The organism is Alteromonas halophila (genome assembly GCF_014651815.1).
Taxonomy (GTDB): Bacteria; Pseudomonadota; Gammaproteobacteria; order Enterobacterales; family Alteromonadaceae; genus Alteromonas; species Alteromonas halophila.
The window spans coordinates 39,397-53,913 of the sequence record NZ_BMXP01000014.1; the positions used below are offsets into that span (position 1 = coordinate 39,397).

Sequence of the window (14,517 nt, forward strand, 5' to 3'; positions counted from 1 at the left end):
TTACGTCGGTGAGCACTTCATCCACTGAAGTCAGTGCCGCGGGCAACGGGAACGTGTAGCAAAATGATGCAGGATAAGAACAGGGTAGAAGTTGTAACGTCTGTGGTAGCGAAAAAGGATCAGTTTTCAGGCGTAGCGTGTGGCCCGAGGATAAGCGCAGCTACGAGCCCGGACTGTTTCGCTGTTATCACAACACCTACTGCATTATTTCAAGGGCCCGGATAACTTTGCTGACACCCTCGACATTGCGTGCCACATCCACTGCGGCTGTTGCTTCCTGATTCGACAACCTGCCCATTAAAAATACTTCGCTGTTCTGTACTATCACCTTCACCTGCATGGCCGGAATACGTTCATCGGCAAGCAGCTTGGCGCGGACCTTAGAAGCGATCCAGATATCTTTGGCCTGACGGGAAGCACTGAGAGGCTCGGCGACCCGAATCTGATTGTGGATCTTCCTTACATATTCCACCTTTTTGGCCAGAGATACCGCTTCGGCGACCAGAGGCTGGGCAGGCACCTGACCAGTGAGCAGGGCGACACCATTGTAAATATCGACCTGCAGGTTCGCCTGTTCTTTTAATGTCTCATTCCCTGACCATTGATAAGCAACCGCCGAGGAGGCATTCTGATCATCGAGCTGCGCTCCGACAGTGCGACGGTCATTAGCAACCTTGGCCGCCATTGCGCCGGCCGCGCCAACCGCGACAACACAGCCCTGAAGCGTCATAACAGCCAGCATCAGCAGTGCCAGCAAATAACTTTTAGGTGGTGTATTTACGTTAGCTGTCAGCATGGTCAGCCGGGAATAAACTGTCATCAATACATTCACATAAGTTGTGGATCACCAGCAGGTGGACTTCCTGAATACGGGCTGTGCGGTTCGACGGAACCCGAATTTCAACATCGTGTTCGCTCAAAAAGCCTGCCATTTCTCCGCCATCTTTACCGGTCAGTGCCACAATCGTCATATCCCGTGACAATGCGGCTTCCATAGCAGCAATCACATTACGCGAATTACCGCTGGTGGAAATGGCCAGCAGAATATCGCCCGACTGACCCAGCGCACGTACCTGTTTGGCAAAAATTTCATCATAGCTGTAGTCATTGGCAATCGAGGTCAGCGTCGAAGTATCTGTACTTAACGCTATCGCAGGCAGACTGGGGCGATCACGCTCGTAGCGGTTCAGCATCTCAGAAGAAAAGTGCTGGGCATCGCCTGCCGAGCCGCCGTTGCCGCAGCTTAATATTTTATTCCCGCGGATCAATGCTTCTACCATCATCATCGCCGCTTTCTCGATGGATTCCGGCAGCATCTCGGAGGCGGCTATTTTGGTTTGAATACTTTCAGTAAAATTCGCTTTAATATTATCTATCATGGAGGTGTCGTTACTTCTTAAAATTGGTTATATCATAACATTCTTTAGCCAGTTCAGAATGCCGCTTTGTATACTGATTACATCAAATCGGCTACTCACTGCTGACGGATTGTGCCCCTGGGTTACCAGATAGTGCGTAAATGCGCTGCGCAGGCGGCGTTGTTTGGCGGCAGTGACATAGTCAAGCGCATTGCCGTAATCCGCATTAGCGCGACATTTTACTTCTATACAGACCAGGGTGTCGCCATCCTGCATGACTAAATCAAGCTCACCGGAGCGCGTCCGGTAGTTGCGCGTGATTAGCTTCAGCCCTTGTCCTTCAAGGTACCTTAGTGCCTCGTCTTCGCCGGCGTTTCCCTGCCTGACAGACATTGTTGCTACTCCGTGATTATCTGAATTTCTTCATCGTTGATAATGGCCCGTGGCAGAGTTCGGGTAATAACCCCATTGTCTTTCAGCTTAAGCTCACCGGTCAGCCCCTGCGCCGAAGTTTGCGGGTACGCATGCATGTTCGCAAGGTCAGGTAGCAGGTTGTAGGCATCAACGCCAAAGGCAAACAGCCTTCTGCTTTGCGTCAGCCGGTTAGGCCAAATCTGACTGACCTGATCAGTCAGAGGCTGCCAGGGATGATCTGGCAACATCCAGGGCATGTCCAAAAAGCGCACATTTTGCAAATCCCGCCACTGATTTTTACCACTGTCATAATCCATGGAACGGGATGTAGCATAAACCGGCACCCGGGCATTGTTCGCAGGCAGCAGGCTCGCTTCCACCATCGGGTTAAGCAGTTCGGTGTGTTGAGGCGAGGCAAAAACAACAACCGCATCAATATCCTGGCGGTTGCGGGGCATGTTGTATACCTCTTCATTGATCATATATTTGATCTGCGAAATCCGGTCATTACTCTGTGCGACGTCCAGCGCACGGGTGATCCCATCCCGCAGCGAAGCACTGTCAGTAAAGCTGACCTGAGTAAGGTTGACGCGCTTGTCTGCTACTCTTCCGGCGTTCAGTTGTGCCCAGCGTTCAGTGAAGGCCGACTGCATGCGTTGATACAGGCTGGCCTGAGCACTGACTACGATTGGTGCCCGGTAACCTTTTGCATAGATGACTTCGGCTAACTGATACGCCTCATCTTCTGGTGCCAGAGCAAAAAACAGGGCCTGGCCCTGGCTTTTCTGAATACCTTCCTGTTTGCCAGTCAGAGGTTCATCCAGTAACCCGGCAGACGAATGTTGCTCTGCGTCGGCGGGATTTTCTTCCGTGTTAAGCGCCGAATCGGGCAGTAATGCCAGATTGTCTTCGCTGTCCGACGCCTGAACGGATTTCGGAAGCTGTATGGGGCGGTTGAGGGCAAGCATACTTACCCGCGGCGGAAGCAGAGGCAGCAGGGCATCGAGGGTGTCTTTGAGCAGTGGCCCCAGTACCCATTGTGCCTCGCCAATCTCTTCAATAAGCCGGGCAGGCGGTTTTCCCTGAGTATCGATAAAGCGCAGCTGTGGTAACGACGACGCCGAGGCGCTCTTAAGCTGACGGTAATAGCCTGACAATATACCTTCTTTCACCGCGTTACCGGTATTTTCGAAACGACCGGAAAGGGGTAGTAATACGACCAGTTCATCCATGTCGAGGGCGTCGATAGACGCCGGATCCCGGATCAGGACATCCAAATTTTCTGCCACCGGGTGCCCCCGGTAAACCTGACGGAACTGATCAATCGACTCACGCAGTTGTGTGGTGTTCAGGCCTTGCGTTTTGAGCAGGTCGTAGAGCACCAGATAAGGGCGTAACAGCGGAAATTGTGACGAGGCGCGGCTACGCTCACTGTCGCTGGCCAGATTTACCCAGCGCCACACATCGGCCACCGTTTCAGCCGTGGCATCATCCAGCATCAGTTTACTGTTAGCGGCATTCAGATACTGATTACTGGCAAGGTATAACTGATGCTGCAGGAGCAGCTGACGGCGCTGCCATTTTCCGTTAAGTTGTGTGGACGTTACCAGCGGTAACAATTTGTCAGGCGCGACACGCGCATCTATGTAAACCGCAGCGGTGACTAAGTTCAGCTCATCCTGCAACTGCTGGCTGACGCCGCGCTCGCGCAAGGTGTAGATAATCTGCAGGGCGCGCTTTGAATCCCCCGTGGAAATGTAGGCGTCCGCCGCATCGATCAGGTACGAATCCCTTAACAGAGGATCGCGCTGTTCCTGCCATACGGTTCGCGCCATCGCCAATTTTTGCTGCGCATCCTCAATCTCGCGGGCGGGCTGCTCAGTCACTGTTTCGACAGGCTTGGCTGTGCGCTGTGTCGGTGTTTGTTTAGCGGCACAGGCTGCAAGTACCGTGGCAATCAGGGTTACGCCCAGTAAACGGAATAAACCGGTGTTCTTCACGACTCACTTTCCTTCACACTGTTGTAGCGCCAAGTGTATATGAACACGGCGGAAAATCTATGCCTGCGCAGATAAACTGTCCGTTTGGCGTGATACACTACGCGTATCATTGTTCTGATACCTTTGTTATGACTGACTCAGCTACCCTGTATATAGTTCCGACGCCGATTGGCAATCTGGATGACATTACCCAGCGCGCAATTCAGACGCTGGCTGCTGTTGACTGGATCGCCGCTGAAGACACCCGTCACAGCCAGAAACTGTTGCAGCATTTCTCGATTTCTACGCGCACCCTGTCGTTGCATGATCACAATGAAGACAAGCGCGTGGCCATGCTCTGTCAGCGCTTGAAAGACGGTGAGTCTGTCGCACTTATCAGTGATGCCGGTACACCGCTTATCAGCGATCCTGGGTTTGTGCTGGTCAGAGCATGTCGTGAGCAAGGCATTGATGTGGTCGCCTTACCGGGCGCGTGCGCAGCAATTACCGCATTAAGTGGCTCTGGTTTACCCACCGATCGCTTTCTTTTTGAGGGTTTTCTGCCTGTAAAAGTTCAGGCGCGCAATGAGATATTACAGCGCTTGCAGGACGCAACCTGCACCACGGTTTACTACGAAGCACCGCGGCGTATCGTCGCAACATTGCAGGATATACATGTCCTGTTACCAGATCGTCACCTGGTACTGGCAAAAGAAATCAGCAAGACGTTTGAGGCTTATGTCAGCGGTAACGCTGAAGACATCCTGGCCTGGCTTGATGCCGAGCCTGCACGGCAAAAGGGCGAGTTTGTGCTGATGGTATCACCGGCTGTGAAAGACAAGCAGTCGGTTCCAGGTGAGGCATTATCACTGCTCAGTGCGCTGTGTGAGGAACTGCCTTTGAAACGGGCCGCAGCGATTGTCGCCCAGCACTATCAGCTAAAGAAAAATGCGCTGTATCAGGCCGGGTTAGCGGAGCAGGGCAGACAGTAACACTTTTATGGTGATCCCCTGGCGGCGCCTTTCCCATATTAAAGACCAGGGAAGATGCGAATAAGCCCCGAAGGGCGAGCCCTGAAGCACGCATTCGCTGCGTTAGCTTTCTTACCAAGGGATTAGCCATTGCTTGCGAAACCTGCCTTGCGACTGCGCACTTCAGGACTCGCTGAGTGATGACGGACTTATTCGCATCTTCCCTAATCCTGACAGGATTTGACGTAACGATTAATTCAGACTGGGAAAGGAGCAACAATGAAACAATCGACACTCTCAATAAAAATGGATGAGGGCAAATGGTTGGTTGATGTCTTCACCAAAAACCGTGATGACGGGATTTACGAGCTTATTGCACCCAATCAGTCTGCTGAGGTCAGCCTCGATCCCGACGATATGTACGGATTCCGGTATCATCTGACGGGAGCACCGCGCACTGCGTTTTGTATAAAGCTGGATGACACTGTCCTGGCCGAAGGCGAAGTGGATGAAAGTGGCATGAAAGAAGGCCGGGGAGTAATTTAACTCCCGTCCTGAAACAAATAAAAAGGGCAGCGCTGGCTGCCCTTTTTTATGAAAGTCGGGAACGAAAGTCCGCGTAATCAAACGCCCGTACCAGCTCGAACTCGCCGTTCTTACGCAGTATGCCAATGCCGGGATGCTGCACACCATTAAAGAAGGTGGTCTTCACCATGGTATAGTGCATCATGTCCTCAAACTGCAGTCTGTCGCCGATGGCCAGAGGGGCATCGAAGGAGTAGCGATCAATCACATCGCCAGCCAGACAGGAGTTGCCACCTAGGCGATAGGTGTGAGCCTTTTCGTCGGGCATGCCAGCATTGAGGATAGCTGGCCGGTAGGGCATTTCCAGCACATCCGGCATATGGGCAGTGGCTGAGATGTCCAGCAGTGCAATCTTGCCCTCGTTTTCGACAATATCCACCACTTCCGCAATCAGCGGTCCGGTTTGCCAGGCGACAGCCGAGCCTGGTTCAAGGATGACATCCAGGTGCGGATAGCGTGCTTTGAACTGGCTAAGTGTTTCAATGAGATGGTCAACATCATACCCTTCCCGGGTCATCAGATGCCCGCCACCCAGATTGAGCCATTTCATCTGCCCCAGCCACTGGCCAAACCGTGCTTCAATTGCCTCAAGTGTGCGCGCCGTCGCAAAGGAGTCGCATTCACACAGGTTGTGACAGTGCAAACCTTCAATACCGGTCAGATCGACACCGTCAAGCTGCGCGGAACGGATCCCCAGTCGGGAACCAGGAGCAGCCGGATCGTACAGAGGCGTTTCTGCTTCCTGATGTTCAGGATTGATCCGCAGACCCAGCGACACGCCGTCAAGATCATCTTTATAGCGCTGCCACTGCGACAGGCTGTTGAAAGACAGGTGATTCACCAGTCCTGCCAGAGCCTGAATCTCGTCCGGCTTGTAGGCTGGTGCATAGGCATGCACTTCTTTGCCCATCTCCGCCGCCAGCCTTGCTTCCCAGACTGAGCTGGCCGTCGCACCATGCAGGTAGGGCTTAATGATGTCGAAACTTGACCACATCGAAAAGCCTTTAAGTGCCAGTATGATGCGCACACCTGACGCATCCTGTACACGCTTCATCAGTGACAGGTTGTTCAGCAGCTTCTCTTCTTCAAGCACGTAGCACGGCGACGGAATATCCGTACGCCGGGTAAGATCGGTCACGGTAGCGGACTCCTGTTAACGCTTAAACGGACTCTCATCACACTCAATGACCTGCCAGGGCAGACCGTGCTGATTAAGCTGGTCCAGGAACGGATCAGGATCGAACTGTTCCATATTCCACACGCCGGGCTTCATCCAGGTACCGTTTAACATCAGCATGGAACCGATCATCGCAGGCACACCCGTGGTGTACGAGACAGCCTGTGCGCCCACTTCCTCATTGGTTTTGGCGTGGTCGCAGTTGTTGAACACAAAAATGGTTTTCTCTTTGCCGTCTTTGACACCAGTAATGTAGGTACCGATACAGGTCATGCCGGTATAACCTTCTGCCAGTGAGCCTGGGTTGGGCAGTACAGCTTTAAGGAATTCCAGCGGAACCACCTGCTGACCCTGAAATTCAATAGGATCAATGCGTGTCATCCCTACGGCCTCAAGTACGCGCAGGTGCGTCAGGTAGGCATCACCGAAGGTCATCCAGAACCGGGCGCGTTTAAGCGACGGAAAATGCTTAACCAGTGATTCCAGTTCCTCGTGATACATCAGATAGGACGCACGCACGCCGATATTCTGATAATCAAGATCTTCGCGCACACTTAACGGGTCGGTTTCTTTCCACTCGCCATTTTCCCAGAACTTGCCGCGCTGGGTAATTTCACGGATGTTGATTTCCGGGTTGAAGTTGGTCGCAAAGGCCTGGCCGTGATCGCCGCCATTGCAGTCAACAATATCCAGATAATGAATTTCATCAAAGTGGTGTTTGGCGGCATACGCAGTAAACAGGTTGGTCACGCCCGGATCAAAACCACTGCCTAACAGCGCCATGATCCCTGCGTCTTCAAATTTCTTCTGATACTCCCACTGCCAGGAATATTCAAATTTAGCCTCATCTTTAGGCTCATAATTCGCAGTATCAAGATAATGTGTCTTCGTCGCTAAGCAGGCGTCCATGATCGGCAGATCCTGATACGGCAGGGCCAGATTAATCACCAGTTCGGGCTTAACCTGATTGATCAGATCTTCCACCTCTTTGGCATTGTCGGCATCCAGGGCAAACACGCCCTTTACCCGATCCTCGCCTACTTCTTTCTGCAATGCTTCACATTTCGAGACAGTGCGGCTTGCCAGATAAATTTCGTCAAAATACTGAGGCAGACGGGCACACTTCTTTACCGTTACCGCGGCAACACCGCCGGCTCCAATAATTAACACACGAGACATAGTTTCAATCCTGCAAATGTTGTCAAATTACGTTGCGCTGAATCCTAGCAGACATCGTTAAATAGGCAAGCGCAGTCCTGCTAACAGCCGTAAAAAGTGACAGCTGGCCGAAGCTGCTAAACGGTACACCGCTAAACGCTACCCATGAATAGGCGGAGACACCACGATCTGTTCACCTACACGTTGAAACGGATACAGCAGCAATGATTCCTGGCCTGTGGGGTCAGAGGTATTAATGGCAATTGCATCAATCTGTCGATCATCATGCGTTTCCACGGAGGCGGTGTAAACCAGCACACTGTAACTGTTGGTATCGGTGGTGGTATCGATTATGCGCCATTGCAACTGTTCAATTAACTGCGCAGTATCGGTGGTTTTTGAAATTTCATCGGCAAATAAACAGCCAATGCGCCCCTCTTCGTAAATTGCCGCAAACGGATAGAATGCGCGGCTGTGCGGAAGAACAATGTCACACAGCGTCAGCGCGCGGGATACCAGCAACTGAAGCGGTTTGGGCAATGTGTCATCAAAGCGAACCATGTACTACCTCGACTTAGTGTGCATTTAGGAAGGTGTGCAGCGCTTGCGGCCAGCCAGTATATCTGGAACATAATACGGTTCCGTGTCTGCGCCTGGTGTCTTATCACCGCAACGTATCAGAGCTCTGCGCGTATACGCAGACTGGCTGTTACGTAAAACGCCTCGCCAGCCACAGATTAATGAATACCTTCCTTCTCGTGCTGTCACTATTTGTTACCGACTGAAAATGCGACTAGATCAGTATGAGCGGGCCCCTTGTAGCCCGCCGGTGTGAATAAGCAAGACGCGATGCCCCTCAGGAAACATGCCTTTGCTGATCATATGGCGGACGGCAAACAGCATTTTTCCGGAATAAACGGGCTCTGCAGGGACACTGGTTTGTGTCTCAAATGCGTCACAAAAGGCGATGAGTTCGTCAGTGTTCCTTGCATAGCCACCATGATGGTAGGCGTGCTCGATGTGCCAGTTAGCATATGGGCGGTCAAGCAAGTTACTAACCAGAGATTCAAGATACTGCTGACCTTTAAGAACCGCTATTCCCATTGCCTGCTGGTGGCCCTCAAGTGCTGAAACCAGCCCCGCCAGAGTCGCGCCACTGGCCACCGGACAAATCACGGTATCAAAGACAAGCGGTTGTTCTTTGAGGCTATGCTGAATGCCAGCAAGCGCAGATTGCTGACTGCCCCCCTCGGGGATGACCAGTGCCTGTGGCGCGTCGCCGTGCAGCGACGAGACAAAGGCAGGGTCGTGTCGCCTGCGATAGTCGGCTTTGGTCAGGTAGCGGACATCTGTTCCCCAGTGGTGCAGATCCCTGAGCATTGGTGTTGGGTGTTGCCGGTAATCACCGCGGACAAATGCAGTAAAAGGCAGTTGCAGGCGATGGCTCGCATAGCCCAGCGCATGCAAATGGTTTGAAAAGCCGCCGCCAAAGCTGATGAGTCTGGAAGGCGGCGAGGAGAGAGACAACAATGTGGGTGACAGTTTTCGCCATTTATTGCCGGATATCACCGGATGGATGAGATCATCACGTTTGATACTGATGTGTACTGCCTGCGCGCCGGGCCAGTCTGGCGTCAGCGACTGAACGGGGGAAGGGACATGCAGCTCGCGACAAAGCGCGTCGAGCCGTTCTCGAAAAGCAGACATTTCTTAATACCCTGTAATGTTTGATCGAGGCGTTATAGCGGACTGTAATAGATGTAGATTACCAGTTAGGACCTGCTATGCGAAAGATAACACTGATGCTGATGCTGTTTTCCTCACTCTGTGCGGGCGCGGTTCCACAGGCGGTCGACAAGCACGTGACTGATGCCCGCCAGGTTGGTCAGGCGATGTTTACCTATTACTTCTGGGATGTGTATGAGGCTACGCTTTATGCACCCGGGGGCAAGTGGTCGCAGGACGCGCCCTTTGCCCTGGCATTAACCTATCAGCGCGACTTTGACGGTCAGGACATCGCTGAGCGGTCGGTGAAAGAAATGCGCCGTCAGGGACTCAATGATACGCAAATGCTCTCTGAATGGGGGGACACCATGACATCACTGTTCCCCGATGTCAGTGAAGGCGATACGTTGCTTGGTGTGGCAACTGACACAGGCAGCACGCTTTTTTTTCGCGACGATACGTTGCTGGGCGAAGTGAGTGATAAAAAATTCACCTATCACTTTTTTAATATCTGGTTAGGCAGCGACACATTCGAACCTGAGCTGCGGGAACAATTACTGAATCAGGCAGGAAACTAGGAGTCACATCATGAGAAATGTAACGATAATTGCCGCACTGGCCTTTTCGCTAATGCTGACAGGGTGCACTGTGTCCGTGGATGGTGACGATTACACCACAGTATCACCGGATTTTAATATCAATGAGTTTTTTGACGGTAATGTAAAAGCCTGGGGGATCGTGCAGGACCGTTCAGGCAAAGTCATGCAACGCTTCATTGTTGATATTGACGGGCGCATGGAAAACGGCACGCTTATTCTGGATGAGTCATTTGATTACGGACTAGGGGAAGGGGTGAACTCGCGTACCTGGAAAATTCAGTCTACGGGGAATGGCACATACCGTGGTGAAGCCGGGGATATCGTCGGGACCGCGACCGGAAAGGAATTCGGCAACGCGTTTAATTTTCAATATGAAATGGATTTGCCGGTAGATGGCTCAACGTATCGGGTCACGTTTGATGACTGGTTCTGGGCATTTAATGAAAACGCAATGATGAACCGCTCTTACATCAGAAAATTTGGGCTGGTAATGGCGGAAGTCACCATATTTATGCAAAAGCAGTCATAGATCCACGGGAAAGGTGAAGGTTACGCCCAGTCCGTGGCCTTCATTTAGCGGGTCGTAGACAAACCACAGTGCTCCCTTATGTAAGCTGACAATAGCAGAAACCAGTGACAGCCCAAGGCCATTGCCTGGCGTCGTGCGACTGGACTGGGTGCGGTAAAAACGGCGTTCCAGTTCACCGGCATCTTTGTCACTCACCCCGGGCCCATTATCATTCACACTCAGCACAACGCGCGACTTAGTACTGAATAACTGCACGTCAATGCGACCACCGGAGCGGCCATATTTGACGGCGTTATCCATCACATTCGCAATCGCCTGAAAAAGCAGGTTGGGATCGGCCACCATTGTCTGAGATGTAACGCGGGAAGAGAGGGCGATATCTTTTTCCTCAGCCAGGGGCTGATACATGTCGATAACATCCTCAAGCAGCTTATTGAGTGAGACCGTGGTGAATCCCTCGCGATGACGCCGTGTTTCGAGATCACTAATGCGCAACAGACTGTTAAACATATTAAGCAGGTTGTCGGCTTCGCTGGTGGCTTTGTGACGCAAGTCCGGATCGGCAATTTGTTCAAGCGTTGAACGTAACCGCGAGAGCGGCGTGCGTAAATCATGAGCAATGTTATCGGTGACAGCCTTAATGTTGTCTACGCCTTGCTCAATTTTGTCCAGCATGCGGTTAAACACCACAGCCAGCTGGCTTAAATCATCCCAGGAACTGTCGATTTCCAGCCGCTCTTTCAGGCTGCCGGTACGAATAATGCTGTCCGCCGTTTCTGACATCCGGTTTATTCGCTTGACCACATAAAAGGCCACCGCAAAACTTAGTACTCCGGTCAGACACAGAAAGCCAACAAACACCCAGCTGAAGGTTTTGCCAAACCACTGTGCGCTGTAAATTTCGTCGATATTGCGACCCACCAGCATGTGCAGATCATCAAGGTAAATATGTGTAAGCAGAACATCCTGCGGGTGGTTTATGTTTTTGTTAAACGGTGCGGTAGTAATGGTATGTAAGGGCAGTTCACGGCGCAGCAGCGTATGGGTCTTACCGTTTATGTCTGGGATCCGCGTCAGGTTGCCCGCCAGGATTTGACCATCCTGAGTCGACAGGGCTAACAATCCCCGGTACTGTGGATTAGCCAGTCGTTCTGCAATGGCACGTGTCACCGCTGCGCGGCTGCCGTGCCGGTATAGTTGCTCAAATGCAAAGGTTTCAGATGAGATAGCCGCACGGGCTTCCCGGTCAAAAATATCGCTGCTGGCCAGACGCCAGAAATAGATAATAAATATCGTGGCAGCGGCTGCCAGCGTAGTTAAAATCACACCCACCCGAAAACTTGAGCTTCGGGTGAAAGTGCCAATTGCCATCACGGGAGTGGATCCGCAATGCGGTAACCGGTTCCCCGTACGGTCTCAATCAATGGCACATTAAAGGTTTTATCGACTTTCTGACGCAGTCGGCTGATATGAACATCGATGACATTGGTCTGTGGATCAAAATGGTAATTCCAGACGTGCTCAAGCAGCATGCTACGGGTAACAATTTTGCCACGGTGGCGCAGCAAGCATTCCAGTAACTGAAACTCTTTTGACTGCAGTTCAATTTCAGTGTCACCACGGGTGACTTTTCGGTTCAGTAAGTCCAGCGTCAAATCACCTACGTGGATGTGGGTGGTGGTATCCGCGTCGGCCTGACGCGCGCCCAGTCCTTCTACCCGGGCGAGTAATTCTTCAAAGGCAAAGGGCTTAGTGAGGTAATCATTCGCGCCAGTGCGCAGCCCTTTCACTTTATCCTCGACCTGACCTTTGGCACTGAGTAACAGCACCGGCGTGGAAATTTTTTCGTTACGAAGCTGCTCCAGTACACTGAAGCCATCCCGTGACGGCAGCATGATGTCGAGAATAATAACATCATGGCGCTGCGCCATCGCTTCATACATGCCGGCTTCACCATCATTAAACACATGGCAGTTGTGGCCTGCCTTTTCCAGCCCCTGCTGAATATGGGAACCGACTGTAGGGTCGTCTTCTATCAGTAAAACATTAATTGCCATCACATCATCTGCCATGAATATGGTTACTGCGTTATTGTATTAGTGCGATTTTTTTATACCCTTTGCAGAAAAAAGCGATCACTTTCGCTCAAAGCGCATGGCCGGATTATACGGTGTAAAATTCTGGACTTCGCCACGTGCGGTGATCTGCTGCACGTTTTTCCAGTAGTCAGGGCTCATAATGTCACCGTGCAGCGTTTTGAGTAGCTGCTTGAACGGTTTTTTACCGACAATAAAGTGTTCGAACTGCTCCGGAAAAACATCGTTCGGAGCGACGGACATCGTGTCGATGGCATAGGGGTCGTCCGACTGCGGCAGCGAGCGAAAATTACGTTCACTCATCAGACAAATTTCATCATAATCATAAAAGATGACGCGGCCATGGCGAGTGATGCCAAAGTTCTTGTGCAACATGTCGCCGGGGAAGATATTCGCCAGTGCAATCTGTTTGATGCAAAGACCCAGTTCGTTAATTGCATTTTTAATTTTGTTTTCGTCGGTTTCCTGCTCCAGGAACAAATTCAGCGGCGTCATTTTACGTTCGATATACAGGTGCCTGATGATCAGTTCATCCTCGGTGAAAACCAGGCTGGATGCACAGGTCGCTTCTAATTCACTGATAAGTTCCGGGCTAAGGCGTGATAGTGGCAGACGAAAATTGACATACTCATGGGTGTCTGCCATACGGCCAACCCGATCAGACATTTTCACCAGCCGGTAGCGGTCTTTCACATGCTCCCGTGTGATTTTTTTGCTCTCAGCAAATTCGTCCTTAATTATTTTAAAAACAACACCGTATGAAGGCAGATGAAAGACCATCATGACCAGGCCACGTATCCCGGGAGCGGCTTCGAAATGGTCGTCTGACTGGTCAAGGTGTTGCAGAAAGTTTCGGTAGAAGACTGTCTTACCATGTTTGTAATGGCCTAGTGCCATATACAGTTCAAAATGCTTTTTGTTAGGCAGCAGTTCCTGCAAGAACGCGGCAAGTTCAGCAGGATACTGGGTATCGGCCATGAAATAACTGCGCGCGAAGCCGAATACCACACTCAAATCTTTACGGTCGGTGAGCAGGGCGTCAACAAATAAGGCATGCTGATCATTAATTCGCAGTGGAATGACAAACGGCAGGGTTTCATCGGGCATGCAAATCCGGCCAATAATATAGGCGGCTTTGCCTCTGAAAAACGTCGGCTGGAGTATTTCTACCGCGGTGACACTGGCCAGCTGTTCGCGGGTCAGACGTTTGCGTAGTGCCGTTTCCAGGTTGTCCAGGTCGCGCTGGTAATCTTCAAACGGAACATTATAACGGTATACACGAAAAATGGACTCGTACATCTGGCGGACCGTGGTAGTAACGTCAAAGCTGTGTATGACTTTCTGCCGGTCCTGACCTGGCAGGTAGCAGCGGCTGGGAAGCACAAACATGACACAGTTATCAATTTTGCGGTGTTTAAAAATTCGGCCTATGACCGAATTATAAAAGGTTTCTGCCAGTTCAAACTGTGGGTGACCCTCCAGCAGCCGTGTATACACCTTTTTCATTTCTGACCAGAATGTGTCCTCCATCTTGTGCACGTCGGTGAGCTGGTATATTTCCGCTACCGCATCTGACAGGCTCTGTTCATAAATGGTAATGCGCTCTTTAGAAGCGCTTTGTGTCTCTTTCCATAATCCCTGTTCAAAGCGCTGTTGCGCTCCACGGGTAATCCGACTGAACCAACGGTAACTTTTATCGAAGTTACTGATAATAAGAAAGGCTGTTTTTCTGGCAAGATCGTGCTCACCCACGTTCATCGCTCCGTAGTGGACAGACCCTTATTTCTAGCATAATCTGCTACGGCCTGTTGATCTTTAATGCAAAATTTACAGCAAAGGTTAGCAAGCCATGGAATAACGGGGGGTCTGCCTGTCACCTGACATGGTGACCTGAGACGTTGAATGTGCGATGCAAGGAAGCCCTGC

Annotated in this window: 15 protein-coding genes; 4 read left to right on the forward strand and 11 right to left on the reverse strand. The window is 51.4% G+C overall.

The features are described 5' to 3' along the window. Window positions 1-196 precede the first annotated feature (196 nt). The 4 genes from IE054_RS17015 to IE054_RS17030 are packed head-to-tail and all read right to left on the reverse strand — an operon-like array spanning window position 197 to window position 3,772. Entirely contained in the window at window positions 197-820 is a 624-nt protein-coding gene (locus IE054_RS17015; protein ID WP_229805231.1) for a BON domain-containing protein, read from the reverse strand. Further along, window positions 783-1,379 carry a phosphoheptose isomerase gene (locus IE054_RS17020; protein ID WP_189408414.1) on the reverse strand — a complete coding sequence of 199 codons (597 nt, stop codon included), beginning with the start codon at window positions 1,377-1,379 and terminating at the stop codon, window positions 783-785. The genes IE054_RS17015 and IE054_RS17020 overlap by 38 nt, the downstream gene beginning before the upstream one ends. Before the next feature lie 27 nt (window positions 1,380-1,406). Continuing rightward, a complete protein-coding gene (locus IE054_RS17025; protein WP_189408415.1) occupies window positions 1,407-1,751 on the reverse strand; it encodes a YraN family protein in 345 nt (114 codons plus the stop codon). A 5-nt stretch (window positions 1,752-1,756) separates the two neighbouring features. Next, the gene (locus IE054_RS17030; RefSeq protein ID WP_189408416.1) at window positions 1,757-3,772 is read right to left on the reverse strand and encodes a penicillin-binding protein activator; all 2,016 of its coding nucleotides are present in this window, start codon (window positions 3,770-3,772) and stop codon (window positions 1,757-1,759) included. 128 nt (window positions 3,773-3,900) lie between these two features. On the opposite strand from IE054_RS17030, the gene rsmI reads away from it, so the two are divergent. After that, window positions 3,901-4,743, forward strand: coding sequence for a 16S rRNA (cytidine(1402)-2'-O)-methyltransferase (gene rsmI, locus IE054_RS17035; RefSeq protein WP_189408436.1), 843 nt, complete (start codon window positions 3,901-3,903; stop codon window positions 4,741-4,743). Between the two features lie 258 nt (window positions 4,744-5,001). Then, window positions 5,002-5,268, forward strand: a complete 267-nt coding sequence (locus IE054_RS17040; protein ID WP_189408417.1) for a hypothetical protein — start codon at window positions 5,002-5,004, stop codon at window positions 5,266-5,268. Between the two features lie 46 nt (window positions 5,269-5,314). Here the strand turns inward: IE054_RS17040 and nspC are convergent, their stop codons facing one another. The 4 genes from nspC to IE054_RS17060 all read right to left on the reverse strand — a co-directional run bounded on the left by nspC (window position 5,315) and on the right by IE054_RS17060 (window position 9,349). Continuing rightward, window positions 5,315-6,445, reverse strand: a complete 1,131-nt coding sequence (gene nspC / locus IE054_RS17045) for a carboxynorspermidine decarboxylase (protein WP_189408418.1) — start codon at window positions 6,443-6,445, stop codon at window positions 5,315-5,317. Window positions 6,446-6,460: 15 nt separating this feature from the next. Continuing rightward, complete coding sequence (locus IE054_RS17050; protein ID WP_189408419.1) at window positions 6,461-7,663, reverse strand: saccharopine dehydrogenase family protein; 1,203 nt, start codon at window positions 7,661-7,663, stop codon at window positions 6,461-6,463. Between the two features lie 138 nt (window positions 7,664-7,801). Next, window positions 7,802-8,203 carry a hypothetical protein gene (locus tag IE054_RS17055; protein ID WP_189408420.1) on the reverse strand — a complete coding sequence of 134 codons (402 nt, stop codon included), beginning with the start codon at window positions 8,201-8,203 and terminating at the stop codon, window positions 7,802-7,804. A 237-nt stretch (window positions 8,204-8,440) separates the two neighbouring features. After that, window positions 8,441-9,349: a 1-aminocyclopropane-1-carboxylate deaminase/D-cysteine desulfhydrase gene (locus IE054_RS17060; protein WP_189408421.1), complete on the reverse strand. Its 909-nt coding sequence runs from the start codon at window positions 9,347-9,349 to the stop codon at window positions 8,441-8,443. A gap of 77 nt (window positions 9,350-9,426) precedes the next feature. Between IE054_RS17060 and IE054_RS17065 the strand changes: the two genes are divergently transcribed. Then, on the forward strand, window positions 9,427-9,945 hold the full coding sequence (locus IE054_RS17065; RefSeq protein ID WP_189408422.1) for a chalcone isomerase family protein: 519 nt from the start codon (window positions 9,427-9,429) through the stop codon (window positions 9,943-9,945). Between the two features lie 10 nt (window positions 9,946-9,955). Beyond that, the gene (locus IE054_RS17070) at window positions 9,956-10,495 is read left to right on the forward strand and encodes a DUF3833 domain-containing protein (RefSeq protein ID WP_189408423.1); all 540 of its coding nucleotides are present in this window, start codon (window positions 9,956-9,958) and stop codon (window positions 10,493-10,495) included. On the opposite strand, the gene IE054_RS17075 is transcribed toward IE054_RS17070, so the two are convergent. The 3 genes from IE054_RS17075 to aceK all read right to left on the reverse strand — a co-directional run bounded on the left by IE054_RS17075 (window position 10,490) and on the right by aceK (window position 14,349). Beyond that, a complete protein-coding gene (locus IE054_RS17075; protein ID WP_229805233.1) occupies window positions 10,490-11,866 on the reverse strand; it encodes a sensor histidine kinase in 1,377 nt (458 codons plus the stop codon). The genes IE054_RS17070 and IE054_RS17075 overlap by 6 nt on opposite strands. Continuing rightward, window positions 11,866-12,546 carry a response regulator transcription factor gene (locus IE054_RS17080; protein WP_189408437.1) on the reverse strand — a complete coding sequence of 227 codons (681 nt, stop codon included), beginning with the start codon at window positions 12,544-12,546 and terminating at the stop codon, window positions 11,866-11,868. The genes IE054_RS17075 and IE054_RS17080 overlap by 1 nt, the downstream gene beginning before the upstream one ends. Window positions 12,547-12,630: 84 nt before the next feature. Next, window positions 12,631-14,349, reverse strand: a complete 1,719-nt coding sequence (aceK, locus tag IE054_RS17085; RefSeq protein WP_189408425.1) for a bifunctional isocitrate dehydrogenase kinase/phosphatase — start codon at window positions 14,347-14,349, stop codon at window positions 12,631-12,633. Window positions 14,350-14,517: the final 168 nt, after the last annotated feature.

Excerpts from the sequence above, each read along its gene's own strand:
- IE054_RS17015 (WP_229805231.1), bottom strand. The coding sequence starts at position 820 with ATGACAGTTTATTCCCGGCTGACCATGCTGACAGCTAACGTAAATACA.
- IE054_RS17055 (WP_189408420.1), bottom strand. The coding sequence starts at position 8,203 with ATGGTTCGCTTTGATGACACATTGCCCAAACCGCTTCAGTTGCTGGTA.
- IE054_RS17050 (WP_189408419.1), bottom strand. The coding sequence starts at position 7,663 with ATGTCTCGTGTGTTAATTATTGGAGCCGGCGGTGTTGCCGCGGTAACG.
- rsmI (WP_189408436.1), top strand. The coding sequence starts at position 3,901 with ATGACTGACTCAGCTACCCTGTATATAGTTCCGACGCCGATTGGCAAT.
- IE054_RS17025 (WP_189408415.1), bottom strand. The coding sequence starts at position 1,751 with ATGTCTGTCAGGCAGGGAAACGCCGGCGAAGACGAGGCACTAAGGTAC.
- IE054_RS17070 (WP_189408423.1), top strand. The coding sequence starts at position 9,956 with ATGAGAAATGTAACGATAATTGCCGCACTGGCCTTTTCGCTAATGCTG.
- IE054_RS17020 (WP_189408414.1), bottom strand. The coding sequence starts at position 1,379 with ATGATAGATAATATTAAAGCGAATTTTACTGAAAGTATTCAAACCAAA.
- IE054_RS17040 (WP_189408417.1), top strand. The coding sequence starts at position 5,002 with ATGAAACAATCGACACTCTCAATAAAAATGGATGAGGGCAAATGGTTG.
- IE054_RS17075 (WP_229805233.1), bottom strand. The coding sequence starts at position 11,866 with ATGGCAATTGGCACTTTCACCCGAAGCTCAAGTTTTCGGGTGGGTGTG.
- IE054_RS17060 (WP_189408421.1), bottom strand. The coding sequence starts at position 9,349 with ATGTCTGCTTTTCGAGAACGGCTCGACGCGCTTTGTCGCGAGCTGCAT.
- aceK (WP_189408425.1), bottom strand. The coding sequence starts at position 14,349 with ATGAACGTGGGTGAGCACGATCTTGCCAGAAAAACAGCCTTTCTTATT.
- IE054_RS17065 (WP_189408422.1), top strand. The coding sequence starts at position 9,427 with ATGCGAAAGATAACACTGATGCTGATGCTGTTTTCCTCACTCTGTGCG.